This is a genomic window from Brachybacterium subflavum (assembly GCF_009299795.1).
Classification (GTDB): domain Bacteria; phylum Actinomycetota; class Actinomycetes; order Actinomycetales; family Dermabacteraceae; genus Brachybacterium; species Brachybacterium subflavum.
Map to the genome: position 1 here is coordinate 591,150 of NZ_VIGP01000001.1, position 26,155 is coordinate 617,304.

The following is a 26,155-nucleotide window of genomic DNA, read 5'->3' on the forward strand; positions in this document are numbered from 1 at the left end:
GGATCACTAGCCTGGGACCATGACCGAGCACCCCGCGCCCGCCCGTCGCCCTCTCCGGGCGGATCCGGAGCCGATGACCATCCCCGTGCCCGCGCCCCTGGGGTCCGGCGCGGTCGAGGAGGCCGTCGCGATCTGGCGCACCCTGGTCGCGCTCGGCGTGCGGCACACGGCGATCAGCCCGGGCTCGCGCTCGGCGCCGCTCGTGTACGCGCTCGAGGATCCCGAGATCGCGGGACGTCTCGAGGCGCACGTGCGGATCGACGAGCGCGCCGCCGCGTTCACGGCCCTCGGCATCTCCCGGCGCGATCCGGCATCGCCGGGCGTCGTGGTGACCACCTCGGGCACCGCGACGGCGCATCTGCACGCCGCCGTCCTCGAGGCCCACCACTCCCGCACCCCGCTGATCGTGCTCACCGCGGACCGGCCCATCGAGCTGCGCGACGTGGGCGCGAACCAGGCCACCCATCAGGTCGGCATCTACGGGGACGCGGTGCGCTTCGCGACCGATCTCCCGGCGCCCTCGCGGGACGGAGCCACGGAGGTCGAGCTGCGCACCGCCGTGAGCACCCTCGCACGGGCCTTCGCCGCCGCGACCGGACCGCATCCCGGTCCTGTCCACGTGAACCTGTGCCTGCGCGATCCGCTCGTGCCCCGCGCCGGGACGGTCGACGATCCCGCTGCCGCGGCGCCGGGGACGGAGCCGGAGCCGGAGCGCGGCGATCGCCTGGTCGTCACCCGTCGGATCCCGCCTCGCGAGGGCGCACCGGTCGCGCTCGCGCCCGATCCGCGCGCCGTCGTCGTCGCCGGGGACGGTGCGGGGCCCGCGGCCCGCGCGTTCGCCGAGGCCCACCGGCTGCCGCTGCTCGCCGAGCCCAGCTCCGGATCCCGCAGCGGACCCAGCATGGTCACGGGCTACACGCAGCTGCTCGCGCAGGTCATGGCCGACCCCGACCATCCTCTGCGGCCCTCGCAGGCGATCGTCTTCGGCCACCCGACGCTCTCGCGGCCCGTGGTCGGCGCACTGCTGGGCGCCGCCGACGTCGCGACGATCATCGTCGATCCGACCTCCTCCTGGACCGACGCCTCCCGCACCGCGTCCCTCGTGGTGCCCGCCCTCGCCCTGCCCGGTGCTGACGCCCGCGAGGACAGCGCCCCGCGGCTCGAGGACTGGCGCCGTGAGGGCGCGCTCCTCGTGGAGGCGGCGGAGCCGACGTGGCAGCAGCGCGCGGCGCTCGCCGTCTGGGAGGCGACGAGGGAGGAGGACACCCTCGTGCTGGGCTCCTCGTCCCTGGTGAGGGATCTCGAGCTGCTCGCCCCGGCCGCGCGCGGGACGGTGCTGGCCGGCCGCGGCCTGGCCGGGATCGACGGGATGGCCTCGACCGCGGGCGGATACGCGCTCGCCGCCGAGCACGCCGATGCAGGGCGCGCCGACGCCGGGCGCGTCCGCCTGCTCGTCGGCGACGTGACGGCGCTGCACGACCTCACGGGCCTGATCGTCGGCCCCCTCGAGCGCCGCCCCGCGCTGGACGTGATCGTGGTCGACGACTCCGGCGGCCGCATCTTCTCCGGGCTCGAGCACCGGCGCGCGCATCCCGAGCTCCTCGAGCGCTTCTTCACGACCCCGCACGGCGCCGACATCGCCGCCGCAGCCCGCGCGCTCGGCGTCGACGCGGTGCGGTACGAGGGCCCGCAGGCCCTCGATGCCCTGGTCAGGGGCCTCGAGCGGCCGAGCGGCGGGCTCCGGATGATCGTCGTCGGCCCCTGATCCGGGTCCTGCCGGGGGACGCACGACACAGCCAGCGCACAGCTCGATCGCAAGGACTTCAAGGCACGAGGGGATGCAATGACTGGCATGTCATCCGAGGAATCGAACGTCCCCCAGGGCACCGGGGCCCCGGACGGGTCCGCCGACCGCCGCCCGTCCGACGACACCACCGAGCACCCGCGCTCCGCCGATCCCACCGAGCAGCTCGGGCGGATCGACGAGACCCAGCGACTCGACGGCCTCGAGGCCGACGAGTACGGAGCCTCGTCGCAGGGCGGCGATCCGTACGGCGCAGCGTCGCAGCATGGAGACCCCTACGGCGCCGCATCTCCGGCGCCCACCGCTTCCTACGGTTGGAGCGATCCGCAGGGCCCCCAGCACACGCAGGGCCCGTCGGCCTCCCCGAGCTGGGGAGCGCCCGCGGCCGGTGCTGCGGCGCCCGCCGGCGCCCCCGCCGCGCAGGGCCCGGATCCCGCGATCCAGGGCTCGGCACCCGCGACCCGGCGTCGCGGTCCGGGGTGGGTGGGCGTCGCGGGCCTGGTGATGGCCGGCATGCTGCTCAGCAGCGGGCTCACCCTGGGCGGCGTCATCGCCTACGACCAGGTCGACGGGCAGGGTGCGCGCTCCGCCTCGTCGTCGACGTCGTCGAGCAGCACGAAGACGGCGGACGCGAGCCCCGTCGCCCAGGACGGCGACAACCCGAACTGGGAGAACGTCTCGGAGAAGGTCTCGCCCAGCACGGTCGCGATCTCCGTGAGCACGGCCTCGGGGCAGGCCGAGGGGACCGGCGTGATCTACCGCGAGGACGGCACGATCATCACGAACAACCACGTGGTCTCCGGTGCGCAGGAGGTCGAGGTGTCCCTGACCGATGGCCGCACGTACAGCGCCCGGGTGATCGGCACCGACGCGACCACCGACCTCGCCGCGATCAAGCTCGAGGACCCGCCGGACGACCTCACCCCGGCCTCCTTCGGCGACTCCGACGACGTCCAGGTCGGCGAGGACGTGATGGCCGTCGGCACCCCGCTGGGTCTTCAGAACACGGTGACCACGGGCATCATCTCAGCCGTGCACCGTCCCGTGACCACGCAGGGCGAGGCCGTCGACGGGTCCGACTCCACCTACTCGTCGGCCCTGCAGACCGATGCCGCGATCAACCCCGGCAACTCGGGCGGCCCGCTGGTGGACGCGAGCGGCGCGGTCGTCGGCATCAACTCCTCGATCGCGACCTTCTCGCAGGAGGGGGAGTCCTCCTCCTCGCAGTCCGGGAGCATCGGTCTGGGATTCGCGATCCCCTCGGACACCGTCACCCTCATCGTCGACCAGCTCATCGAGAGCGGGAGCGCGAAGCACGCCCTGCTGGGCGTGACCGCGCAGGACAGCAGCCAGGACGTCTCCGGCGCGAGCTACCGCGGGGCGCTCGTGCGCTCGATCGAGCGCGGCTCGGGGGCCTCCGACGCCGGGCTCGAGGAGGGCGATCTCATCACCCAGGTCGACGGCGTGCCCGTGAACGGGGCGGCGGCGCTGACCGGCATGGTGCGCGGCCTCGAGGTCGGCTCCTCCCACAAGCTCACGATCGTGCGGGACCAGAAGGAGATCACCAAGGACGTGACCCTCACCGAGGCCGGCTGACCGGCCCGGGGCCGACGCGGCTGACCGGCCCGGGGCCGACGCGGCTGACCGGCCCGGGGCCGAGGCGGGCGACCTGCTCGGGGACCGACGCGGGGGAGGCCCGGCGGGCTCTCAGTCCTCGGGGCGGCCGATGGCGCGCAGGACGGGCCGGGACTTCGCGAGCGCCTCGGCGTGCTCGAGCACGGGGTCCGATCCCGCGACGAGACCGCCGCCGGACTGCACCCGCACCCGAGTGGGCGTCTCCAGGTGGGCCATGCGCAGTGCGATCGCCCACTGCCCGTCGCCCTCGGCGTCCATCCAGCCCACGGGAGAGGCGTAGCCGCCGCGGTCCCGGACCTCGAGCTCGGCGATCGCGGCGTCGGCCGCCTCCCTCGGGGTGCCGCTCACGGCTGCCGACGGGTGCAGCCGGCCCGCCACGTCCAGACTCGTGACGCCCTCGCGCAGCTCGCCCGCGACGTCCGAGGCGAGATGCTCGAGGCCGGGGAGCCGCAGCACGAACGGCTCGGCGGAGGCGGTGATCTCCGTGGTGAGGTCCGCCAGGCGCGAGGTCACCGAGTCGATCGCGAAGGCGTGCTCGGCCAGCTCCTTGGCGTCGCTGCGGAAGGCACGACGGTCCGGCTCGGCGAGCTCCGAGCCCTCGGCGACCGGCCGGCTGCCGGCGAGGACGCGGCTGAAGAGCCGTCCGTGCTCGGTGTCGGCCAGCATCTCCGGGGTCGCGCCGATGACGTCGGACAGGTGGTAGACCCAGGTGGTCGGGTAGGACTCGGCGAGGCGGCGCAGCAGGGTCGCCACCGGCTGCGCCTGCTCGAGGTGCACGGTCGAGGACTCCGAGAGCACGATCTTCTGCGCGCGGCCCTCCTCGATCATCCCGAGCGCGCGGCGCACCAGCTCCTGGTACTCGTCGGGCGTGTGGTCGGGGTCGATCTGCACGCGCGTGCGCTCGGCGCGCGGCGTCGACGGGAACAGGTCCCGCCAGTCCGTCGGGGCGGCGCCGGTCGCGTCCGGCGCCTCCTCCTGCTCGTCGAGCACGTCGACGAGGGTGAGGAAAGGATCGTTGTCGAGCACTCCGAGGATCGCGCGGGGCACCAGCAGCGTGGAGGGGCGCGGGGAGCTCGCGGAGTAGGAGAAGCTCCCGAAGGCGATGAGTCCGCTGCCGCGGGTGCCGACCTCGTCGTCGATGCGGGCCGCCGCGGCGAGCTCGCGGAAGCGGGCGGAGGCGTCCTCGAAGCGCTCCGGGCCGCTCGTGGTGCAGGTCCAGGCGATGCCGATACCCACCATGCCCTGGCCGTGGCGCAGCCAGGCGGCGGTGAGGTCGCGCGGCAGGTGTGCGGGCAGGTCGATCTCGTCCTCGAGGCGCAGGGTGCGCACGCGCAGGGCGGGCGTCGCGGCGGACCCGGCGTGCGCGCTGGGCGCACCGGGCGCGGTGTGCGCGGCGACGGCGGACGGATCGGGGACGGGGTCTGAGGTGGGCATCAGCACGATTATGCGACACGTACCCTGCGCGCTGGACTTGCCGCGCTCTGCGGGTCACAGTGGAGCGCGCCCGCGGTGGACGGGGCGACCCGACCGGGACCGGACCAGGACAGAGGTGGACGTGGCAGGCAACGGCGGAGGCGGCGGCAGGGCTCGCGAGGACCGGACCCGCGCGGACCGGGGCGACGTGCGGCTGGACTCCCCGGTGCTCGCGGGGGCGCTCGCGGCCCTCAGCGCACTCGCCACGGGCCTCGCGATCACCGTGGTCCCGGCGCTCGTCGCCCAGCTCTCCTCCGCCCAGGGATCCCTCGGCGTGCTCGGTGCGATCCTGCTGGCCCTGGACGCGCTCGTGCTGGGGCACGGCGGCAGCCTGCTGCTGCAGGCGGGCTCGGTCACCGGCTCGATCGCCGTGATGCCCTTCGGGCTCACGATCGTGCTGCTCGTGGTCGTCGCCCTCGCGGCCCGGCGCGCGGTGCGTCGCCTCCGTCCCATCTCGGCCGACGGCGCCCTGCGGGCTCGAGCCCTGCGCGACGGAGGCATGTGCCTGGGCACCCTCGTGGTCGTCTACACCGTCGGGCTCGGCGTGCTCGCCGCGATCGCCCGCAGCACGCTCGTGCATGCGGTGGTGCCCTCCGCAGTGGTCTCCGGGGCGCTGGTCTCCGTGGTCGGCGGCCTCGCCGGCGCGCTTTTCGCTCTGCGCCGGCGCGGCGGCGGAGGCGTGCCCGAGGTGCGCATCCTCTCGCTCCTCCCCGCCCCCTACGGCTCCGTCGCCCGGGCGGTGCTGATCGCGCTCGCGGGCCTCGCCGCCTCCGCGGCGCTCGTGTGCACGGCGATGGTCGCCGTGCGCTTCGGCGCCGTGGCCTCGCTGCACGAGTCCCTGCACGCGGGCTTCTGGGGATCCGTGGTGCTCCTGCTGCTGCAGCTCGCCCTGTTCCCGCTGATCGTCGTGTGGGTGCTCGTGATCATCCTCGGCGGCGCGGTCACGCTCGGGGCGGGCAGCGTGATCAGCCTGGCGGGCGTCGAGACCACGGTGATGCCGGCCCTCCCGCTGCTGGGCATCGTGCCGGACCCGGGCACCGCGCCGTGGTGGACGCGCCTGCTGCTCGTGCTGCCCGTGGTCGCGGTCGCGCTCGGCGCGATCCGCCTGTGCCGCGATCTGGTGGGGGAGGAGATCGACGGCGCCTCCGCGGAGCCGGTGCTGCGCGAGCGCCTGGTGGCCCTCGTCGCCTACGCGGTCGCCCTGCTGCTGCTCGTGCTGCTCATCGCGGGTCTCGCCACCGGCGGCATCGGCGACGGCTCGCTGGAGACGCTGGGGCCGCGGATTGGCTCCCTGCTGCTGCCGCTGCTGGGGATCGTCGTGGTGCCCACCGCCGCCGTCGCCGCGGTGTGCCTCACGCCGGCCCTGCCCTGGGCGCGCGCCCGGTGGGCGGGGCTGCGCGGCCGCGTGGAGGCGGCCGAGTCCCGCGAGAACGGGAGCGGGAGCTCCCATGAGCACCGGGCCGAGGGATTCCGCGGGAGCTCCCGCGCGGAACCCACCGACGACGGGCCCGCCGGCGTCCAGGACGCCGACGCCTCGGTCAGGACCCCGTCAGACCCTCCATCCAGCTGAGCACCGAGCTCTGCACCTCGTCCCGGCACGCATCCTGCGCCTGCTGGGTGAGCGCCTCGTCCCGGCACTGCTCGAGCTGCGACATCGGGCCGTAGAAGATCGCCCCGGTCACCGAGCCGAGCACGATCATGAACACCGCGGGGACGCCCACCACCGCGGACACCACGGCCATCGCCGGCCGGCGGTCCTTCCAGGCGGCGATCACGAGCCGCACCAGCAGCACGCCCGTGACGATCCCCGCGACGCCGGCGAGCAGCGACCACGGCAGCGGCAGCATCATCAGCACCCACGAGGCCAGCAGGGACACGAGCAGCCGGGTCAGGATCCGGCGATAGCGCAGGGTCGACTCGGGTGGGGCGGGGGGCTCGGGCGCGGGACTGCTCACCCGACCATTGTGCCCGCTGCGCGCCCGGGGCCCGCACGTCCCGTGCCGTGCGCCTCGGTCGCCGTCCCCTCGCGCGCCGTCCCACGCACGCCGCCCGGACGCCCGCGCTCGCCCCGGCCCGCTCCCCGTAGGGTTGTCCCGTGGCTCCAGCACGCATCGTCGTCCTCATCTCCGGCACCGGCAGCAATCTCGCCGCGCTCCTCGCCGCGCAGGAGGAGCGGGAGTGCCCCTTCGAGATCGTCGGCGTGATCGCCGACCGCGCCGCCTCCGGCCTCGCGCATGCGCGCAGCGCGGGGGTGCCGACGGCCGTCGTCCGGATGGGCGATCACCCTGATCGCGCGGCCTGGGACGAGGCCCTGGCCCGTGAGGTCGCCGCCCTCTCGCCGGATCTCGTGGTGCTCGCCGGCTTCATGAAGCTCATCGGCCCGCCGCTGCTCGAGTCTCGGCCCGGGCGCATCGTCAACACGCATCCCGCCCTGCTTCCGTCCTTCCCCGGGGCCCACGGGGTGCGCGACGCCCTCGCCCACGGGGTGAAGGTGAGCGGGGCCAGCGTCATCGAGGTCGACCCGGGCGTCGACACCGGGCGGATCCTCGCCCAGCGCGCCGTGGACGTCCTGCCCGACGACACCGAGGAGTCGCTCCACGAGCGCATCAAGGTCGTCGAGCGCGAGATGCTCGTCGACGTGGTGCACGAGCTCTCGCGCTCGTTCGCCCGCTGATCCCGGCAGGTCCGACCGGCGGCCTTCTCCCTCCGTTCCGCCCGTCGGACTCCTCCCCGGTTCCGCCCGTGGGCCTCGCACCGTCCCCGGATACACTGTCCCCACACGACTGGCGCAGGTGGGCGGACCACCGGGGAGTGACGATCGTGGGCATCGACCGCCTGGGTGCCCGCATGTGATGGCGGCGATCGCATCCGCGCGACCGCCGCACCGACCGCACCGCACCGATCCGCGAGGAGAACGCTCCGTGAGCTCCACCGACCGCCGTCCCATCCGCCGCGCCCTGGTCTCCGTCTTCGACAAGACGGGTCTGACGGACCTGGCCCGCGCCCTCTCCGAGGCCGACGTCGAGATCGTCTCGACCGGCTCCACCGCCAGCACCATCCGCGAGGCCGGGTTCGCCGTCACCGACGTCGCCGAGGTCACCGGCAGTCCCGAGATGCTCGACGGGCGCGTGAAGACCCTCCACCCGCGCATCCACGGCGGGATCCTCGCCGACCTGCGGCTCGAGGACCATCGTTCCCAGCTCGAGGATCAGCAGATCCAGCCCTTCGACCTCGTCGTCGTGAACCTGTACCCCTTCGAGGAGACCGTCGCCGCGGGCGGCGCCTTCGACGAGATCATCGAGAAGATCGACATCGGCGGTCCGTCGATGGTGCGCGGCGCGGCGAAGAACTTCGCCTCCGTCGCGGTCGTGGTCGACCCCGAGGACTACGCGCGCGCCGGCCGCGCCGCCACGCGCGGCGGCTTCACCCTCGACGAGCGCCAGGAGCTCGCGACCATCGCCTTCGGCCGCACCAGCGAGTACGACACCGCGATCAGCGACTGGATGCTCGGCCAGCTCGACGGGCCCGACGCCGACGACCCCTCCGCCCACGGCGCCGGGGCCCTCCGCGGGGCCGACGGTGGAGTCTCCGAGGCCGTGGACGCCGATCCCGCCGCCGACGACGCCGACTCCCCGGCGTACCTCCTGGAGATGGACGACGAGGAGGCCGCCGAGGCGGGCCTGCGCACCCTGCGCTACGGCGAGAACCCGCACCAGCGCGCCCGCGTCGCCGTCATCGACGACGAGAACCCCGGCCTGGCCGGCGCGGAGCAGCTCGGCGGCAAGGCCATGAGCTTCAACAACTACGTGGACGCCGACGCCGCCACCCGCGCCGCCTGCGACCACGACCAGCCCTGCGTGGTCGTCATGAAGCACAACAACCCCTGCGGCATCGCCGTCGCGACCGAGGACGAGGATCTGGCCGCCGCGCACGCGCGCGCCCACGGCACCGACCCGCTCTCCGCCTACGGCGGCGTGATCGCGACCAACCGCCCTGTGACCCTCGCGATGGCCAAGCAGGTCAAGCCCGTGTTCACCGAGGTCATCCTGGCCCCCGCATACGAGGACGAAGCTCTCGAGCTGCTGCGCACGAAGAAGAACCTGCGGATCCTGCGGATCGCCGACCGTCCCCGCGGCGGCGTCGAGATCCGGCAGATCTGGGGCGGCTCCCTGATCCAGGAGTCCGACGCGTACCAGGCCCGAGGGGACGAGGCCGCCGGCTGGACCCTCGCCGCGGGGGAGGCGGCCGACGAGAAGACCCTCGCCGACCTCGTCTTCGCGTGGCGCTCGGTGCGCGCGGTGAAGTCCAACGCGATCCTGCTGGCCAAGGGCCTCGCGGCCGTCGGCATCGGCATGGGCCAGGTCAACCGCCTGGACTCCTGCCGTCTGGCCGTGCAGCGCGCCAACACCCTGGGTGAGCACCTCGAAGGCGAGCAGGCGCCCGAGCGGGCCCGCGGAGCGGTCGCGGCGTCCGACGCCTTCTTCCCCTTCGCGGACGGCGCCCAGATCCTCATCGACGCGGGCGTGAGCGCGATCGTGCAGCCCGGCGGCTCCATCCGCGACGAGGAGGTCATCGAGGCCTGCCGCGCGGCGGGAGTGACCCTCTACCTCACGGGGACCCGCCACTTCGCGCACTGATCCGCACGGGGCCACCGCCTTCGCGCGGTGGCCCCGCCGCGTCCGACTGCGGTCGAGTTCACCCGCCGGACAGATGCGCCGCATACCCTGGGGAGCAAGCCGATCCCGGCCGCTCCTGCGAGAGCGTCCGGATGTCCGAAGGAGAGTCGCGTGAAGGTCCCCGACAACCAGAACCTCAGGGAGTACATCGAGCATCTGAGGGACGAGGGGTACACCGTGGCCGACGGGCACACGCCCGATCCCGATCTCATCGACCCGCAGGGCAACCCGGTGTACACCTGGCAGGAGGGGTACCCGTACGACACGCGCATGGATCGCGACGAGTACGAGCTCGAGAAGTACCGCCTGCAGGTCGAGCTGCTGAAGTACCAGTACTGGCTCGAGGACAACGACCAGAAGTCGATCATCATCTTCGAGGGCCGGGACGCCGCCGGCAAGGGCGGCACGATCAAGCGCTTCACCGAGCACCTCAACCCGCGCACCGCGCGCGTGGTCGCGCTGAACAAGCCCAGCGACCGCGAGAAGGGCCAGTGGTACTTCCAGCGCTACATCCAGCACCTCCCCACCGAGGGCGAGATGGTGCTGTTCGACCGCTCCTGGTACAACCGCGCCGGCGTCGAGCGCGTGATGGGCTTCTGCACCGATGAGGAGTACGAGGGGTTCATGAACCAGGCGCCTCTGTTCGAGCGCATGCTCGTGGACTCCGGCATCCACCTCACCAAGCTCTGGTTCTCCGTCTCCCAGCGCGAGCAGCGCACCCGCTTCGCGATCCGCCAGCTGGACCCGGTGCGGCGCTGGAAGCTGTCCCCGATGGACCTGGAGTCGCTGGACCGCTGGGAGGCCTACACGGAGGCCAAGGAGGAGATGTTCCGCCGCACGGACAAGAAGTACGCGCCGTGGACGATCATCCGCTCCAACGACAAGAAGCGCGCACGCCTCAATGCGATGCGCTACTTCCTCTCCCAGTTCGAGTACGAGGGCAAGGACCACGACGTCGTCGGGGTGCCCGACCCCAAGCTCGTCATGCGCGGCAAGAAGGAGGAGGCCGACGAGTAGTCGGCATCCGCCTTCGGCGAGGGCGAGGATGCGCGAGGCCCCGGGAAGCACTGCTCCTCGGGGCCTCGCGCATCGGGCACGGGCGCTGTCAGCGACCCGTCTCGGTCACCGCATTGTCGTCGGCCACCATGCGCGGCACCTCGCCGGAGTCCGTGGCCGGGTCGACCACGGGGATGGTGCCGGTCGGCGTCGGACGATGGGGGCGGGTCATCATGGTGGGGGAGAGCAGTGCGCTCAGGTGCGCCTCGTCCAGCAGCCCTGCCTCGAGCACCAGGTCGCGGACGGGCCGGCCCGTCTCGAGAGCGGTGCGCGCGACGTCGGTCGCGGCGGCGTAGCCGATCACCGGCACGAGGGCGGTGACCACGCCGATCGAGCGCTCCACGTAGTCCTCGAGCACCTGGTGGTTGGGCTCGATGCCGCGCACGCAGCGGTCGGCGAGGGTCGACATCGCATGGGTCATCGAGAGCATCGACTCGAGGATGTTGAAGGCGATCACGGGCTCGAAGGCGTTCAGCTGCAGCTGCCCGGCCTCGGCGGCGAAGGTCACGGTGAGGTCGTTGCCGATGACCTCGAAGGCGACCTGGTTGACGACCTCCGGGATCACGGGGTTCACCTTGCCGGGCATGATCGAGCTGCCGGGCTGCACCGCGGGCAGGCGGATCTCGGCGAGCCCCGCGCGGGGGCCGGAGCTCAGGAGGCGCAGGTCGTTGCAGATCTTGGAGATCTTCACCGCGATGCGCTTGAGCACGCCGGAGAAGGTGACGAACGCGCCCGTGTCGCTCGTGGCCTCCACGAGGTCGTCGGCGACCACGAAGTCCACGCCGGAGATCTCGGAGAGGTCCGCCGCCGCGAGCTGCGCATAGCGGGGGTCGGTGGTGATGCCCGTGCCGATCGCCGTCGCACCCAGGTTGATCTCCTTGAACAGGCGGCCGGTGCGGGTCAGGCGCTCGATGTCCTCGGAGATCGTGGTGGCCCAGGCGTGGAACTCCTGGCCGAGCGTCATCGGCACGGCGTCCTGCATCTGCGTGCGACCCATCTTCAGGACGTCCGCGAACTCGTCGCCCTTCTCGCGCAGCGCGACGATGAGGCCGTCCATGGCGTCGGCGAGCTTCGGGAAGCTCAGCAGCAGCGCGAGGCGGACGGCCGTCGGATACACGTCGTTGGTGGACTGGGCGAGGTTCACGTGGTTGTTGGGGTGCAGATGCTCGTACTCGCCCTTGGCGTGCCCCATGATCTCCAGGGCGCGGTTCGCGATGACCTCGTTGGCGTTCATATTGGTGCTCGTGCCGGCGCCGCCCTGGATCACGTCGACCACGAACTGCTCGTGCAGCTGGCCGTCCGCGATCTCCTGGCAGGCCTGCTCGATCGCGGCGGCGCGCTCGTCGTCGAGCGCGCCCAGCTCATGGTTCGCGCGGGCGGCCGCCCGCTTGACGTGGGCGAGGGCGACGATGAGCTCCGGGAAGTGGGAGACCGGGACACCGGTGATGCGGAAGTTCTCCTGCGCCCGCAGGGTCTGGATGCCGTAGTAGGCGTCACCGGGGACCTCGCGGTCTCCCAGCAGGTCGTGCTCCAGTCGACCGGGTGCGGCGGTCTCGGGCGCAGACGGGGTGGTCATCGGATGCTTCTCCTCGGATCGCGGCTCGGGCCGACGTCCTCGACGGCCCGTCCCCACCCTAGACGGGCGGGGAACGACGCGCCGGGTGCGGCGCGGACGGTGCGGGGCCGATGCGCAGATCGTCCCGCCGACGGGACAGCCGTGCGTCGGGGGCCGGCGCACGCGGCCCCGCCGGTCGCGGACCCCGTGCTCATCCTCAGCCCGTACGATGGCGCGCATGTCGCCGAGCAGGTCCCCGGGTCCCGGCGTCGGCCCCGAGGCGGGCGCCGGCGCGGGGCACGGAGCGCACGCCGACGCGGGGCACGACGCCCACGCCGATGCCGTCGGCTCCGCCCCGCGCGGCCCGCGCCGGGTGCCGCTGGGCGAGGGGCTGCGCCGTCAGACCCTCCTGCTGCTCGCGCTCATCGCGCTCGTGGCGATCCTCGGGTTCGGCGCGTTCACCAGTGCCGTCGTGGCCGGTCGCTCGCTCGCCGCGATGCTGCTCGTGGTCGCCCTGCTGCGGGCGTGCCTGCCGGCCTCGCTGCTCGGGGCGCTCGTGGTGCGCTCGCGGGGGCTGGACGTGCTCGTGATGCTCGTGCTCGCAGGCGGCCTCGCGGTGCTCTCCGCGGCGCCCAACCTCTGAGCACGCCGGTCGCCGGGCGCTCGATGTCGGGCCCGACGGGCCGAGCCCCGACGGGTCGAGCCCCGTCGGGCCCCGCCCTCAGGCCTCCGGTCCGCTGACCACGCGCACGGCGCCGCCCGTGAGCCCGTAGACGGCGCCCGACAGCACGATCTCCCCGCGCTCCTCGGCCTCGCGCACGATGCTCGAGCGCTCGCGCAGCTCGTCGAGGGTGCCCAGCACGTGGGCCTCGACGGCGTGCGCGGCGGGGTCCTCGGGATCGAGGTGGTCGCGCACGTGCTCGACGAGGATCGGCATCTCACCGGGCAGCTGGGTGCCCTCCTGGATCGCCTCGACGGTCGCGCCGACGGCGCCGCAGGACTCATGGCCCAGCACCAGCACGACCCGCACGCCCAGCACGGCGACGGCGAACTCGACCGATGCCTGCATCGAGCGTCCCAGGACGTGGCCCGCGTTGCGGGAGACGAACACGTCGCCGAAGCCCTGGTCGAACAGCAGCTCGACGGGCACGCGGGAGTCCGAGCACCCCAGCACCGAGGCGTAGGGGGCCTGGCCCGTCTCGAGCAGGCGCCTGCGCGCCTCGTCCTGGTGCGGGTGCAGCACATCGCCGTCGACGAACCGCCGGTTGCCCTCGAGCAGCGCGGTGAACGCCTGCTCCGGGGTCGCGGAGGGGGAGGGGGCCGAGGACGCGGGGTTCGCGCCGGTCGCGTCGGAGTCGTTCACAGATGTCTTCCTTCCGAGGAGCCGTGCGCGCAGGGTCATCCGTCGGAGGGGTGGCGCGCGGGCGCCCGTCAGTGTGACACGATTCGGGCCGTGCCCACCGACATCGTCCGCCTGCACTCCGTCTTCGACCTCGCCATGCGCGTCGGCGAGGGTCTGCTGAGCAACGGAGCCGCCGCCTCCGAGGTCACGGCGACCGTGCTGAGGATCATCAGCTCCTCGGGTCTCCGTGATGTCGTGGTGGAGGTCACCTTCAACCAGGTGTCGCTGTCCTACCTCCCCGACGACTACTCGACGCCGTTCACGAGGATCCGCGCGACCGGCAGCCGCGTGCAGGACTTCGCGCGCCTCTCGGCCTTCGAGGAGGTGACCGAGCACTACATCCTGGGCACCGTGAGCCTCGAGGAGGCGCTCGTCCAGGTCCGCTCGATCCCGCAGCAGAGACCGCACTATCCGCGGTGGCTCGCGTTCCTGGGGTTCGCGGTGATGGGCGGTGCCGCGGCCTTCAGCTTCGGGGGCACGATACTCGTGGTGCTCACCGCCACCCTCGCCAGCGGCGCCCTGGTCGCCCTCACCGAGGTGATGGCGGCGCGCCAGATCCCCATGTTCTTCGGGCAGGCCGCGGGCGGGCTCATCGGGGTCGTCGTGGCCGTGGTGCTGCACGCCCTCGCACCCGCCCAGAACTCGGCCATCGTGGTGGTGGCCTGCATCATCGTGCTGCTCGCGGGGCTCGCCTCGATCGGGTCCATGCAGGATGCGATCACCGGCTGGTACGTCACCGCGTCGGCCCGCATCCTGGAGACGCTCATGCTCACCGTGGGCATCGTGGTGGGCGTGCGCGCCGGGCTCCTCGGGGCGGAGCTGCTCGGCCTCCACATCTCGGTCGAGGCGTCCGCGCCCGTGACCCTGGCCTCCCTGGTCGCGGCCGCCGTCTCCGGCGCCGTGATGGGCCTCGGTTTCGCCGTCGGCACCTTCACCCCGGCCCGGGTGCTGGGCTGGATGGCCATGGTCTCCTCGGTCTCCGCGGTCGTCGTCTACCTGCTCACCGAGTTCGTGTTCGACCGCGTCTGGGCCTCCGCGTGCGCGGCGTTCGCGGTCGGCGTGCTCGCCGTGCTCGTGGCCCGTCGGGTGCGCGCCCCCGCGCTCGCCCTGATGATGGGCGGGATCATCCCGCTGGTGCCCGGCAGCCGCATCTACCGCGGGCTGCTCGCGCTGAGCGAGGACATCGGCCGCGGCGGCGCCGAGCTGTTCAGCGCGGCGGAGATCGCCGTGGCGATCGCCGCGGGCGCCGTGCTCGGCCAGCTGCTCGCGACCCGCGTGCTGAGCCGTCGCGGCGCGGCGGGCTGGGCGTTCACGCCCGTCGTCGCGACGCCCTTCCAGACGCCTCGCCGTCGTCGTCTGACGCTCCCTCGGCGCCGTCGGCGCGACGCGGGCCGCATCGAACCCTCTACGATGACCGGAGAGATGTCGGCCCTGCCGCCGTCGGTCCTCCACGACCTCCAGCAGGAGCTCGATCTCGACGCTCCCTCAGGGGCCGTGGGCGGTCCGAGCGGCCACGGCGGATCCGGCACCACCGACGGCGCGCGACGGAGCGACGCCCCCACCCAGGAGGACCGATGACCACCACACTCCTCGCCACGGGCTGCTACTCGACCTCCGGGTCCGGCCGGGGCAGCGGCATCGAGCTGCTGCGATGGTCCCCGGGCGCGGGGAGCGATGCATCGACCGCGTCCGACGACTCGACCGGGTCCGACGGGCCCGTCGGCGGCGTCGAGGTCCTCGCCCGCGCCGAGGTCCTCGCCCGCGCCGAGGTCCCGGACCCCTCGTTCGTCCTCTGGAGCGAGGACGGCGCGCTGCTGTACGCGGTCACCGAGACCAGCCCCACCCACGTGCTCGCGCTGCGCCCGAGCGAGGACCTCTCCTCCCTCGGGACCGTCGCGGACATCGCCCTGCGCGGGGAGGGCGGCTGCCATCTCGCCCTGGGGCCCGACGGCCGCACCCTCATCGTCGCCCAGTACGGCTCGGGCAGCGTCGAGACGCTCGCGCTCGACGAGGACGGCATCCCCGTCTCGCTCATCGACGAGGACGACCACGGCGACTTCGGCGAGGGGCGCGCCGCCCACCCCCACCAGGCCGTGCTCCTGCCCGGCACCGACCTCGTCGCCGTGCCGGACCTGGGCCTGGACCGCGTGATGCTCTACCGGCAGGACATCGACGGGCACATCGATCTGGCCGCGGAGATCGCGCTCGAGCGGGGGAGCGGGCCCCGGCACCTCGCAGCCGACCACGAGAGCTCCGAGCTGCACGTCTCCTGCGAGCTCAACGGCCGCATCGCGACCGCCGTGCGCGCCAGGCCCGGCAGCACCGAACGGCAGTTCGTGGGCGACGGGTCCTCGATCGAGGCCAGCTGGAAGGTCTCCTCGAGCGTCCCCGCGAGCGGCCTCGAGGGGGAGAACGCCGTGTCCCATCTCGAGCTCACGGCCGACGAGCACCATCTGCTGGTCGCCAACCGCGGCCCGAACACCCTCAGCGTGCTCGACCGCGGCCAGATCGCACCGCAGCTGGTCTCCGAGATCGGGGTGGGCGCCCACCCGCGCCACTTCACCCAGGCGCAGGGGCATATCCTGGTCGCCGCGCAGGAGGCGGACCGCATCGATGTCCTGCGCTTCGACGGCCGGGACCTCAGGATCGTCTCCGATCCGATCCCCTCGCCGTCCGTCAGCTGCCTGGCCCCGCGCCCCTGAGCCCCGCCGCTCGCGAGGGCGGAACCAGAGACCGGCCCGCACGGGCCGACCCCCGACCAGAAGGAACCGCACCCCCATGTCGAGCGACGCCGTCATCCTCGAGGCCCCCGATCGCGGCGAGGCCGTGGACGCCACCGCCCGCGCCTTCGCCGAAGCCTTCGGATACGAGCCCGATGGCGTGTGGTCCGCCCCGGGCCGCGTGAACATCATCGGCGAGCACGTCGACTACCAGGACGGCCTGTGCCTGCCGATGGCGATCTCGCACCGCTGCTTCGTCGCCGCGGCCCGCACGCCCACGGACCTGGTGCGCGTGCGCTCCGCCCAGAGCGAGGTCGTCTTCGAGGGACAGGCCGGGGATCTCGCCCCGGGCGCCGTCGAGGGCTGGCCCGCCTACGTGACCGGTGTGCTGTGGGCGCTGCGCCCCTTCATCAGCGGCGCCGTCCAGCAGGGCGTGGACATCTACCTCGACGGGCATGTGCCGCTGGGCTCCGGGCTCTCCTCGAGCGCGTCCGTCGAGTGCGCGAGCGCCGAGGCCCTGGAGTCGCTGCTGACGCTGGGGACGACGCCCCTCGAGCGCGTGCGCGCCTGCATCTCCGCCGAGAACGACTTCGTGGGCGCCTCGACGGGCGGCCTCGACCAGTCCGCCTCGGTGCTCGCCCGCGAGGGCTGCGCGCTGGTGCTGGACTGTCGCGACTTCTCGACCACCACCGTGGCCTGGGACCTCGCCGGCCAGGGCCTCGCGCTGCTCATCACCGACACCCGCGCAGAGCACTCCCATGCCGGCGGCGAGTACGCCGACCGTCGCCGTGACAGCGAGCGCGCGGCGGAGATCCTGGGCGTGGAGACCCTGCGCGACATCGATCCGGCGGGTCTCGACGAGGCCCTGGGCCGGATCGACGACGACGTGGTCCGCCGCCGCGCGCGGCACGTGATCACGGAGATCCAGCGCGTGCGGGACTTCGACGCGCTGCTCGAGCGCGGCAGCGTCCGCGAGGGCGTCGCGCAGCTCGGCGCCCTGCTGAACGCCTCCCACGACTCCCTGCGCGACGACTACGAGGTCACCGTCCCCGCGCTCGACGTCGCCGTGGACGCCGCCCGAGCGGCCGGAGCGCACGGCTCCCGCATGACCGGCGGCGGATTCGGCGGCTCGACGATCGCCCTGGTGGAGGCGGACGCCGCCCAGGACGTCGCCCGGGCGATCGCCGATGCCTTCGCCCGCGAGGGCCTCGGCTCCCCGGCGTTCTTCCTCGCCCTCCCGGAGGACGGCGCCGGCCAGGACCGCTGAGGCTCAGCCGAGGGAGCGGACGCTCGGCTCCGCGTCGAGCCACGCCCCGACCCCGGCGAGCAGGCGTTCGCGGGTCGCCGCGTCGGCCCGCGAGAGGCGGATCGAGTCGGCCGCGAGGCCCGCGAGCTCGGCGTCGGAGAAGCCCGCCTCCCGTGCGATCTCGTACTGCGCGAGCAGCCGCGAGCCGAACAGCAGCGGGTCGTCGGCACCCAGCGCGATCTGCGCTCCCGCCTCCCGCAGCCGCCGCAGGGGCACGTCCCCGGCCGAGGGGTACACCCCGAGCGCCGCGTTCGAGGCGGGGCACACCTCGAGTCCCACGCCCTGACCGGCGAGGCGCTCGAGCAGGCGCGGGTCGTCGGCCGATCGCACCCCGTGGCCGAGCCGATCGGGATGCAGATGGTCGACGACCTCGCGGAGATGGTCGGGCCCCAGCAGCTCGCCGCCGTGCGGCACCGAGGCCAGCCCCGCCTCGCGGGCGATGCGGAACGCCGGCGCGAACTCCGAGGTCGCGCCGCGGCGCTCGTCGTTCGAGAGGCCGAAGCCGACCACGCGATCGGCGTTGCGCGCGGCCAGCCGCGCGAGGGTGCGCGCGTCCAGCGGATGGCGCGTGCGGGAGGCGGCGACCACGATCCCGATGCTCAGACCCAGGGCGCGCTCGGTGCGCTCGGCCTCGTCGAGGACGATCTCGAGCGCCGGGGTGATGCCGCCGACGTGCCCCGCGTAGCCCGTGGGGTCGACCTGCAGCTCGAGCCGACCGGAGCCCTCCGCGAGGTCGTCCTCGGCGGCCTCGCGCACGATCCGGCGCATCGCCCCCTCGCCGTCGACGACGTGGCGCGCGGCGTCGTACTGGCGCTGGAAGCGGAACCAGCCGCGGCGCGTGGCGTCCACGTGCAGCGCCTCGTCGGCGTGCAGGATCCGCGGCAGGCGGATGCCGCGCTCGGCGGCCATCGACACGAGCGTGTCCCGGCGCATCGACCCCGTGAAGTGCAGGTGCAGGTGCGCCTTGGGGAGGGTCCGGAGGTCGCGCCGGGCGGGCGTGCTCACTCGGCGAGCAGTGCGGCCAGGCGCTCCATGCCCTCGGCGAGGTCCTCGTCGGCCAGGGCGTAGGAGAAGCGCAGGTGCCCGGGGGCGCCGAAGGCCTCGCCCGGGACGGCCGCGACCTCGGCGTGCTCGAGGATCGCCTCGGCGAGATCGGTGCTGGTCTCCACGTGCGTGCCGCGGATCGTGCGGCCCAGCACCGCTGTCACATCCGGGAAGGCGTAGAAGGCGCCCTCCGGGGTGGGCACGCGGAATCCGTCGATGCTCGAGAGCGCCTGGACGATGGCGCGGCGACGGCGGTCGAAGGCCCCGCGCATCCTCTCCACGTCGTCCATCGGCCCGGTGAGCGCGGCGAGCGCCGCCCGCTGCGCGACGTTGTTGACGTTGCTGGTGAGGTGGGACTGCAGGTTCGAGGCGCCCTTGACGATGTCCTTCGGGCCGATCATCCAGCCCACGCGCCAGCCGGTCATCGCGAAGGTCTTGGCGACCCCGTTGAGGAGCACCGTGGTCTCGGCGAGCTCGGGCACGGCATCCAGGATCGAGACGAAGGGGACGCCGTCGTAGGTGAGGTGCTGGTAGATCTCGTCGGAGATCACCCAGATCCCGTGCTCGAGCGCCCAGCGGCCGATCTCCTCGAGCTGCGCCCGGCTCATCACGGAGCCCGTCGGGTTCGACGGCGAGCACAGCAGGATCGCCCGGGTCGCGGGGGTGCGCGAGGCCTCGAGCTGCGCGAGCGTGGGCAGGTAGTCCTGGTCCGCACCGGAGAGCACCTCGACCTCGCGGGCGCCGGCGAGGCGGATCGCCTCGGGGTAGGTGGTCCAGTAGGGGGCGGGCAGGATGACCTCGTCGCCCGGGTCCAGCAGGCTCGCGAAGGCCTCGTAGACGGCCTGCTTGCCGCCGTTGGTGACGAGCACCTGCGCGGGATCGACCTCGATGCCGTCGGTGCGCAGCGTCGCCTCGGCGATCGCCTTGCGCAGATCGGGAAGACCCGCGGCGGGACTGTAGCGATGGTTGCGCGGGTCGGCGGCGGCGTCCTGGGCGGCGGCGACGACGTGCGCGGGGGTCGGGAAGTCCGGTTCGCCCGCGCCGAAGCCGATGACCGGACGCCCGGCTGCCTTCAGCGCCTTCGCCTTCGCGTCCACCGCGAGGGTCGCGGACTCGGCGATCGCCCCGATGCGCGCGGAGAGGCGCCGCGCGGACGCTCCTCCTCCGGCGCCGGCGGCGGCCGACGGCGCGGCGGTCTGGGAGGGCTGGGAGGCTGCGGAGGGCGTGTTCTCGTTCACCCTCCACATCCTGGCAGAGCGCAGGTGAACGTGCCAGATCGCGCGCCGGCCCGGGCCCCGTCGGCCGCTCGCCCGGGTCTGAGGCGCGGCCTGCGCAGGTCCCCGGTGTGATCCGGGACGCGGGGGATTCGCCCGTGCGCCGGGTCATGGGTATGCTGTTCGTCGGTCCTCAGGGTCCGGCGGACTCGCGCCGCCCGGAACCAACCCACCAGGGAGGACCTCGCAGGAGAGATCCTGCGAAGGGCAGTGGCGCAATTGGTAGCGCAGCGGTCTCCAAAACCGCAGGTTGCAGGTTCGAGTCCTGTCTGCCCTGCTCGTCCGATCGGACCAGACGTCCGGACGGACGCGGATGCACCCGACGAGATCGGACAGACCAGAGTGAGCTCCAGCCACACCTCCCCGGCGACCCCCCACGAGGGGCGCCGCAAGGACGACGGGTCCAGGAACCCGTTCGTGGCGATCGGCCTGTTCGTCCGCCAGGTCATCGCTGAGCTCAAGAAGGTCGTCATCCCGACGCGCAAGGAGCTCGCCGTGTACGCGGTGACCGTCCTCATGTTCGTCTTCGTGATGATCCTTCTGGTGTTCGGCCTCGATTTCGTCTTCGGCTGGCTGTCCCGGATCACCTTCGTGGTCCCCGACTCCGGGCTCTGAGTCCGCGCCGAGCGCGTGCGGGGCCGAAGCGCCCGACCCGATCCACAGCCGGTAGGAAAGCAGGTTCACGGTGGCGAACGACCAGTCCGACTCCTTCGAGGACACCTACGAGGGCGTCGACTCCTCTCTCGCGTTCTCCGCGTCCCCCGAGTCCGGCCGTCCCGATGACTCCGCGACACCCGAGGCCGCCGACGGCGAGGACGCCGCAGCTGCCGCCGAGGGCGAGCAGAGCACCGGGGGCGACGCCGGCGCCGAAGGCGCTTCCGACGGGGCCCCGGCCGACGAGCCCGCGGACGGCGAGGCATCTGCGGAGAGCGGCTCCTCCGACGACGACTCCTCGGACGGGACCGCATCCGAGGGGCCCGCTCCCGCCGCGGCCGACGCCCCCGAGGGCGGGGAGGCCTCCGACGAGGGCCCGAGCGCCGAGGAGCAGATCGCCGCGCTCAAGCGCCAGCTGCGCTCGGCCCTGGGCGAGTGGTACGTCGTCCACTCCTACTCCGGTCACGAGAACCGCGTGAAGACGCAGCTCACGACGCGCATCGAGACCCAGAACATGGAGGATTTCATCTTCCAGATCGAGGTCCCCATGGAGGATGCGACCGAGATCAAGAACGGTCAGAAGAAGGTCGTCCGCCGCGTGCGGGTCCCCGGGTACGTCCTCGTGCGCATGGACCTGACCGACGAGTCCTGGCGGGTCGTGCGCGACACCCCCGGCGTCACCGGCTTCGTGGGCAACGCGACCGACCCGACCCCGCTGACCTTCGACGAGATCTTCTCGCTGCTCGAGCCGAGCATCGGGCTGCCCGAGAAGAAGCGCTCGTCCACCGCGGGCGGCTCCTCGCGCGCCGCCGCCGCGCAGAAGATCCCCGCCTTCGCCGTCGGCGAGTCCGTGACCGTCATGGACGGTCCGTTCGAGACCATGCCCGCCACGATCTCCGAGATCGACGGCGAGCACCAGAAGCTCCAGGTCCTCGTGTCCATCTTCGGACGCGAGACCCCGGTGGAGCTGGCCTTCGACCAGGTCGCCAAGATCTGATCCGAGTCCGGCTCGGCGCAGCCCCTCGAGCCCCGCGCTCGAGTCCCGCGCCATCGGCGTCCCGATCCGTCGGGATGCCATCGGCGTCCTGATCCGTCACGGCGCCGCAGGCCGCCCGGCCCGCCGGGCGGCCGCCGGCCCCCGGCCCGTCCGGGGAGCCGCAGGTGGGAGGAGCTTGATGAGCTCCGCCCGGACCACGACCACAGAAGGAAGAGCAATGGCTCCCAAGAAGAAGATCGCGAGCATCATCAAGCTCCAGATCCAGGCCGGCCAGGCCACCCCTGCGCCACCCGTGGGTCCCGCGCTCGGCGCTGCCGGCGTGAACATGATGGAGTTCGTCAAGGCGTACAACGACCGGACGGCCGACCAGCGCGGCAACATCATCCCGGTCGAGATCACCGTGTACGAGGACCGCTCGTTCACGTTCGTGACCAAGACGCCGCCGGCCGCCGAGCTGATCAAGAAGGCCGCCGGCCTGCAGAAGGGCTCTGCGACCCCGCACACCGACAAGGTCGGCAAGATCTCGATGGACCAGGTCCGCGAGATCGCGGAGACGAAGATGCCGGACCTGAACGCGAACGACATCGACGCGGCCGCGAAGATCGTGGCCGGGACCGCTCGGTCCATGGGCATCACGGTGGAGGGCTGATCACGATGGCATTCAAGAGCAAGTCGTACAAGGACGCAGCGGCCAAGATCGACGAGAGCCGCTACTACTCGCCGCTGGACGCGATCCGTCTGGCGCAGAAGACCTCCCCGGCGAAGTTCGACGCCTCCGTCGAGGTCGCCATGCGCCTGGGCGTGGATCCGCGCCAGGCCGACCAGATGGTGCGCGGCACCGTCAACCTGCCCAACGGCACCGGCAAGACCGCCCGCGTGATCGTCTTCGCGACCGGTGCGCAGGCCGAGGCCGCTCTGGCGGCGGGCGCCGACGAGGTCGGCGACGACGACCTCGTCGAGAAGGTCGCCGGCGGCTGGACCGACTTCGACGCGGCCGTGGCCACGCCGAACCTCATGGGCAAGGTCGGGAAGCTGGGCCGCGTGCTCGGCCCCCGCGGCCTCATGCCGAACCCCAAGACCGGCACCGTCACGATGGACACCGCCAAGGCCGTGTCCGACATCAAGGGCGGCAAGATCGAGTTCCGCGTGGACCGTGCGGCGAACCTGCACTTCATCATCGGGAAGGTCTCCTTCTCCGATGCGCAGCTCACCGAGAACTACGTGGCAGCGCTCGAGGAGATCCTGCGACTGAAGCCGTCCTCCTCGAAGGGCCGCTACATCAGCAAGATCACCGTGTCCACCACCATGGGCCCGGGCGTCCCGGTCGACGTGAACCGCACGCGCAACCTCACCGAGGACACCGACGAGGCCGCCTGAGACTCATCGTCCCTCGACGCCGTTCCGCGCCGAGTTTCCGAACGGGTGCCCCGCACCCTCGTCGGCCCGACGCGCAGGACGCGCATCGAAGCCCCGCACCGATCCGTCGGTGCGGGGCTTCCTCGTTCCTCGGCAGCGACGACGGCCCGACGGGCCGACGGATCGCGCGGCCCAGCGCCGCGTCGGTCGTCCTCGTGCCGTCGGCCGTCCTCACACGGTGCGGTGCGGTGTCGATTGTCGTCGCACGGCCTGTGGCGGCAGTCCGTGCAGATATACGCACGAGTGTCGCGCCGGGGCCGTTCCATGACAGCGGTGCCGCCGAGCCGCCCCCGGTTCCCGCTCCCGCCGCGCGCCCTTGCCGTGCCCCGCCCCGCCCCGCTCCGCCCGTGGATGTGAGCGAGGTCGCCGCCCATCGGATGGCGCCCCCGCACGCGCCTCGGCTACTCTGGACCTACCGAAGACCGCCGGTCGTCGTGCCCGCCACCGGGCTCGACCGAAGGAATCCCCACGGGGACGGCCTGCGCAGGTGAACCGAACGACCGCTGCACGGTCGCTCGCGCCCCGGGAGACCGGGTGCGGCAGCGGAGGATCGCGATCCTCCTGCACGCCGCGCTGTGCGAGCCGAGTGCGTCCGGGCCTCGACACCTGCGTGTCGAGGCCTTTTCCGTGTCCGCTGCAGATCGGTCCGCTCCCGGGCGGACCCGTCGGGCGGGCCCTTCAGCCGTCGGCCCGAGACCTCTGGAAGGAGGGCCATGGCGAAGCCCGAGAAGGTGGACGCCGTCGCCGAGCTCACGCAGCTGTTCCGTGAGTCCGACGCCGCCGTTCTCACCGAGTACCGCGGCCTCAGCGTCACGCAGCTCCAGCAGCTGCGCCGCTCGCTGGGTGCTGACACCACCTACGCCGTGGTGAAGAACACGCTCACGGAGATCGCCGCCCGCGAGGCCGGCATCGACGCGTTCGAGGGCAAGCTGGCCGGCCCCACCGCCATCGCCTTCATCAAGGGTGAGCCGGTCGCTCCGGCCAAGGCCCTGCGTGACTTCGCCAAGGGCAACGAGAATCTCGTCGTCAAGTCCGGTTTCTTCGAGGGCAAGGCCCTCTCGGAGGACGACGTGAAGACCCTCGCGGACCTCGAGTCCCGCGAGGTGCTGCTGGCCAAGGCAGCAGGCGCCTTCAAGGCGAACCTGTCCAAGGCCGCTGCCGTGTTCCAGGCGCCGCTGTCGAAGGCGGCGCGCACTGTGGACGCGCTGCGTGCGAAGCAGGAGGCCTGAGCCCCACGGCTCGTGCCCTCGGCATCGCACACCTCAGCGCGTCGGCGCTGACCTCGACCTCCCGTCGGCCGCATCGGCGGAGGTCCGCTTGACCAGGCGCGAGAGCGCCGCCCCACGCACGGAGCCCCACGGCTCCTGAACAGGAAGGAACGCCCATCATGGCGAAGCTCAGCAACGACGAGCTCATCGAGGCTTTCAAGGAGATGTCCCTCATCGAGCTCTCCGAGTTCGTGAAGCAGTTCGAGGAGATCTTCGACGTCACCGCCGCGGCCCCCGTGGCCGTCGCCGCGGCCGGCGGCGCCGCCGGTGGCGAGGCCCCCGTCGAGGAGGAGAAGGACGAGTTCGACGTCGTCCTCGAGGGCGCCGGCTCCGCGAAGATCGCCGTCATCAAGGAGGTGCGCGCTCTGACCGGTCTCGGCCTGAAGGAGGCCAAGGACCTCGTCGACGGCGCCCCCAAGCCGGTTCTCGAGAAGGCGACCAAGGACGCCGCCGAGAAGGCCAAGGAGCAGCTCGAGGGCGCCGGCGCCTCCGTCACCGTCAAGTGATGACGGCGCCCGGGCGCCCGGAGCCGGAGTCGGACTGAGTCCGGATCCGCGCTGCGGCGCCCACGGCGCACATCTGCTGGCAAGGGCCGTCCCGCTTCGGCGGGGCGGCCCTTGCGCATGCCCGGACGCGGGCAGGATGGGCCCATGACCACCGTGCGCTGCCTGTCCCTGTCCGGCACCACCGACGACGGGTGGTCCCTGTCCGAGGTCGACGTGCCCCTCGCGGATCTGCGCTCGCGCCTCTCCCGGACCGACGGCCCGACCCTCTGGCTCGACCTCGTGCAGGATGAGGGCCCCGCCGACGTCGCCGACGTCGCCGACGGGGCCCGACCCGTCGACGGTGCCGGTGCCGTCGACGGGGGAGCGGCCTCCGAGGTCGCCGAGGCGCTCGGCCTGCGCCGCACGGAGATCGAGGGCATCCTCGGCCGGCACGCGAGGCCCAAGGCCGTGCATCACGCGGATCATCTCGCCTTCATCGTGTATGCGCCGGTCCCCGTCGGCGAGGCCGTCCGCGCAGCGCTCGGAGGGGACCCGGAGGCGCCCGAGGAGGAGGCGCCCCAGCCGCGGCGCGGTGAGGACCAGTTCCGCGCGACGCGGATCGCCGGCTTCGTGCACCCGGGGGGAGTGGTCACCGTCCGGTCCGACGACGCGTTCGACCTCTCCGCCGTGCGCGGGGCCTGGGCCGAGGACGAGGGGGCGCCGCTGGGGGCCTCGGGCCTCGCCCATCTCGTGCTCGACGACGTGGTGGACGCGCAGTTCTGGGCGGCGCAGTGGATGGACGACCGCCTGGACGACCTCGAGGACGACGTCTTCGAGGCGGCGGGCCGGGGTGCGGGGATAGAGACCGTCGCCGCGGCGCTGCGGGGCGAGCTGACTCGCCTGCGACGCTGGATCCAGCCGATGGCCTCGGTGATCGATCGCCTGCGTCCCGAGACGACCGAGACGACCGAGACGACCGAGACGACCGAGACGACCGAGAGTCGGGGGAGCGCGGCCGCCGCGCCCGGCCCCGAGCGGACTTCGCCGTCCGCTCGCCCGGGGGCCCTCGAGCTGCGCTCGCTCCACGCGGAGCTCGCGGACCACGCCGCGCGGACCGAGGAATGGCTCGACTCGCAGCACGAGACCCTCACCTCCGTCGTGCAGACCCATCTCGCGCTCCAGGGCCAGCACCTGAACGTCGTGATGCGCAAGCTCGCCGGCTGGGCCGCGGTGGTGTCGATCCCGACCCTGGTCACAGGATGGTTCGGGATCAACGTCCCCTACCCGGGCTTCGGCTCGCCGGTGGGGCTCGCGATCGCCGTCGTGCTCGTGCTGGTGCCCACGCTCGCGGTCGGCGTCCTCATGCGCCGCGCCCGCTGGATCTGAGCGC

At 73.0% G+C, this 26,155-nt stretch carries 23 protein-coding genes, 1 tRNA gene and 1 riboswitch; of the genes, 18 read left to right on the forward strand and 6 right to left on the reverse strand.

Going from position 1 to position 26,155, the window contains the following annotated elements:
* Positions 1-19: 19 nt before the first annotated feature.
* Both menD and FHG10_RS02565 read left to right on the forward strand, forming a co-directional pair.
* A complete protein-coding gene (gene menD, locus FHG10_RS02560) occupies positions 20-1,765 on the forward strand; it encodes a 2-succinyl-5-enolpyruvyl-6-hydroxy-3-cyclohexene-1-carboxylic-acid synthase (RefSeq protein ID WP_152351745.1) in 1,746 nt (581 codons plus the stop codon).
* Positions 1,766-1,852: 87 nt separating this feature from the next.
* Complete coding sequence (locus tag FHG10_RS02565; protein ID WP_227487989.1) at positions 1,853-3,400, forward strand: S1C family serine protease; 1,548 nt, start codon at positions 1,853-1,855, stop codon at positions 3,398-3,400.
* A gap of 111 nt (positions 3,401-3,511) precedes the next feature.
* On the opposite strand, the gene FHG10_RS02570 is transcribed toward FHG10_RS02565, so the two are convergent.
* On the reverse strand, positions 3,512-4,873 hold the full coding sequence (locus FHG10_RS02570; RefSeq protein WP_152351747.1) for an isochorismate synthase: 1,362 nt from the start codon (positions 4,871-4,873) through the stop codon (positions 3,512-3,514).
* A 121-nt stretch (positions 4,874-4,994) separates the two neighbouring features.
* On the opposite strand from FHG10_RS02570, the gene FHG10_RS02575 reads away from it, so the two are divergent.
* Positions 4,995-6,482: a cell division protein PerM gene (locus FHG10_RS02575; protein ID WP_152351748.1), complete on the forward strand. Its 1,488-nt coding sequence runs from the start codon at positions 4,995-4,997 to the stop codon at positions 6,480-6,482.
* Here the strand turns inward: FHG10_RS02575 and FHG10_RS02580 are convergent.
* Positions 6,451-6,867 (reverse strand): hypothetical protein, encoded by a 417-nt coding sequence (locus tag FHG10_RS02580; protein ID WP_152351749.1) that lies wholly within the window; start codon positions 6,865-6,867, stop codon positions 6,451-6,453. The two genes, FHG10_RS02575 and FHG10_RS02580, sit on opposite strands and share 32 nt — an antisense overlap.
* A gap of 140 nt (positions 6,868-7,007) precedes the next feature.
* Here FHG10_RS02580 and purN point away from each other — a divergent pair, with 140 nt between their 5' ends.
* From purN to ppk2, 3 genes are all read left to right on the forward strand, one after another.
* Positions 7,008-7,586: a phosphoribosylglycinamide formyltransferase gene (gene purN, locus FHG10_RS02585; protein WP_152351750.1), complete on the forward strand. Its 579-nt coding sequence runs from the start codon at positions 7,008-7,010 to the stop codon at positions 7,584-7,586.
* 95 nt (positions 7,587-7,681) lie between these two features.
* Positions 7,682-7,760: riboswitch (ZMP/ZTP riboswitch) on the forward strand.
* Positions 7,761-7,833: 73 nt separating this feature from the next.
* Positions 7,834-9,549, forward strand: coding sequence for a bifunctional phosphoribosylaminoimidazolecarboxamide formyltransferase/IMP cyclohydrolase (purH, locus tag FHG10_RS02590; protein ID WP_227487990.1), 1,716 nt, complete (start codon positions 7,834-7,836; stop codon positions 9,547-9,549).
* A 150-nt stretch (positions 9,550-9,699) separates the two neighbouring features.
* Positions 9,700-10,605, forward strand: coding sequence for a polyphosphate kinase 2 (gene ppk2, locus FHG10_RS02595; RefSeq protein ID WP_152351752.1), 906 nt, complete (start codon positions 9,700-9,702; stop codon positions 10,603-10,605).
* An 88-nt stretch (positions 10,606-10,693) separates the two neighbouring features.
* Here ppk2 and aspA read toward each other — a convergent pair whose 3' ends face one another.
* Positions 10,694-12,220 carry an aspartate ammonia-lyase gene (gene aspA / locus FHG10_RS02600; protein ID WP_152351753.1) on the reverse strand — a complete coding sequence of 509 codons (1,527 nt, stop codon included), beginning with the start codon at positions 12,218-12,220 and terminating at the stop codon, positions 10,694-10,696.
* A gap of 217 nt (positions 12,221-12,437) precedes the next feature.
* Here aspA and FHG10_RS02605 point away from each other — a divergent pair, with 217 nt between their 5' ends.
* Positions 12,438-12,842, forward strand: coding sequence for a DUF3017 domain-containing protein (locus FHG10_RS02605; protein WP_152351754.1), 405 nt, complete (start codon positions 12,438-12,440; stop codon positions 12,840-12,842).
* 78 nt (positions 12,843-12,920) lie between these two features.
* Here the strand turns inward: FHG10_RS02605 and FHG10_RS02610 are convergent, their stop codons facing one another.
* Complete coding sequence (locus FHG10_RS02610) at positions 12,921-13,562, reverse strand: carbonic anhydrase (protein ID WP_227487991.1); 642 nt, start codon at positions 13,560-13,562, stop codon at positions 12,921-12,923.
* Between the two features lie 90 nt (positions 13,563-13,652).
* On the opposite strand from FHG10_RS02610, the gene FHG10_RS02615 reads away from it, so the two are divergent.
* The 3 genes from FHG10_RS02615 (at position 13,653) to galK (ending at position 17,588) form a co-directional block, all read left to right on the forward strand.
* The gene (locus FHG10_RS02615; RefSeq protein ID WP_152351756.1) at positions 13,653-15,179 is read left to right on the forward strand and encodes a threonine/serine exporter family protein; all 1,527 of its coding nucleotides are present in this window, start codon (positions 13,653-13,655) and stop codon (positions 15,177-15,179) included.
* A complete protein-coding gene (locus FHG10_RS02620; protein WP_152351757.1) occupies positions 15,176-16,303 on the forward strand; it encodes a lactonase family protein in 1,128 nt (375 codons plus the stop codon). The genes FHG10_RS02615 and FHG10_RS02620 overlap by 4 nt, the downstream gene beginning before the upstream one ends.
* A gap of 76 nt (positions 16,304-16,379) precedes the next feature.
* Positions 16,380-17,588, forward strand: a complete 1,209-nt coding sequence (gene galK / locus FHG10_RS02625) for a galactokinase (RefSeq protein WP_152351758.1) — start codon at positions 16,380-16,382, stop codon at positions 17,586-17,588.
* A gap of 3 nt (positions 17,589-17,591) precedes the next feature.
* Here the strand turns inward: galK and FHG10_RS02630 are convergent, their stop codons facing one another.
* Together FHG10_RS02630 and FHG10_RS02635 are read right to left on the reverse strand one after the other, a co-directional pair.
* Positions 17,592-18,632: an adenosine deaminase gene (locus FHG10_RS02630; protein WP_152351759.1), complete on the reverse strand. Its 1,041-nt coding sequence runs from the start codon at positions 18,630-18,632 to the stop codon at positions 17,592-17,594.
* Positions 18,629-19,918 (reverse strand): pyridoxal phosphate-dependent aminotransferase, encoded by a 1,290-nt coding sequence (locus tag FHG10_RS02635; protein ID WP_152351760.1) that lies wholly within the window; start codon positions 19,916-19,918, stop codon positions 18,629-18,631. Before FHG10_RS02635 ends, FHG10_RS02630 begins: the two co-directional genes overlap by 4 nt.
* Positions 19,919-20,149: 231 nt before the next feature.
* Here FHG10_RS02635 and FHG10_RS02640 point away from each other — a divergent pair.
* From FHG10_RS02640 to FHG10_RS02675, 8 genes are all read left to right on the forward strand, one after another.
* A tRNA-Trp gene (locus FHG10_RS02640) sits at positions 20,150-20,222 on the forward strand.
* Between the two features lie 65 nt (positions 20,223-20,287).
* Positions 20,288-20,560: a preprotein translocase subunit SecE gene (secE, locus tag FHG10_RS02645; RefSeq protein ID WP_193636171.1), complete on the forward strand. Its 273-nt coding sequence runs from the start codon at positions 20,288-20,290 to the stop codon at positions 20,558-20,560.
* Positions 20,561-20,630: 70 nt separating this feature from the next.
* A complete protein-coding gene (gene nusG, locus FHG10_RS02650; protein ID WP_152351762.1) occupies positions 20,631-21,596 on the forward strand; it encodes a transcription termination/antitermination protein NusG in 966 nt (321 codons plus the stop codon).
* Positions 21,597-21,813: 217 nt separating this feature from the next.
* Positions 21,814-22,245 (forward strand): 50S ribosomal protein L11, encoded by a 432-nt coding sequence (rplK, locus tag FHG10_RS02655; protein WP_152351763.1) that lies wholly within the window; start codon positions 21,814-21,816, stop codon positions 22,243-22,245.
* Between the two features lie 5 nt (positions 22,246-22,250).
* The gene (gene rplA / locus FHG10_RS02660; RefSeq protein WP_152351764.1) at positions 22,251-22,973 is read left to right on the forward strand and encodes a 50S ribosomal protein L1; all 723 of its coding nucleotides are present in this window, start codon (positions 22,251-22,253) and stop codon (positions 22,971-22,973) included.
* A 752-nt stretch (positions 22,974-23,725) separates the two neighbouring features.
* The gene (gene rplJ, locus FHG10_RS02665) at positions 23,726-24,241 is read left to right on the forward strand and encodes a 50S ribosomal protein L10 (RefSeq protein WP_152351765.1); all 516 of its coding nucleotides are present in this window, start codon (positions 23,726-23,728) and stop codon (positions 24,239-24,241) included.
* A gap of 158 nt (positions 24,242-24,399) precedes the next feature.
* Positions 24,400-24,786 carry a 50S ribosomal protein L7/L12 gene (gene rplL, locus FHG10_RS02670; protein WP_152351766.1) on the forward strand — a complete coding sequence of 129 codons (387 nt, stop codon included), beginning with the start codon at positions 24,400-24,402 and terminating at the stop codon, positions 24,784-24,786.
* A gap of 144 nt (positions 24,787-24,930) precedes the next feature.
* Entirely contained in the window at positions 24,931-26,151 is a 1,221-nt protein-coding gene (locus tag FHG10_RS02675; protein ID WP_152351767.1) for a CorA family divalent cation transporter, read from the forward strand.
* Positions 26,152-26,155: the final 4 nt, after the last annotated feature.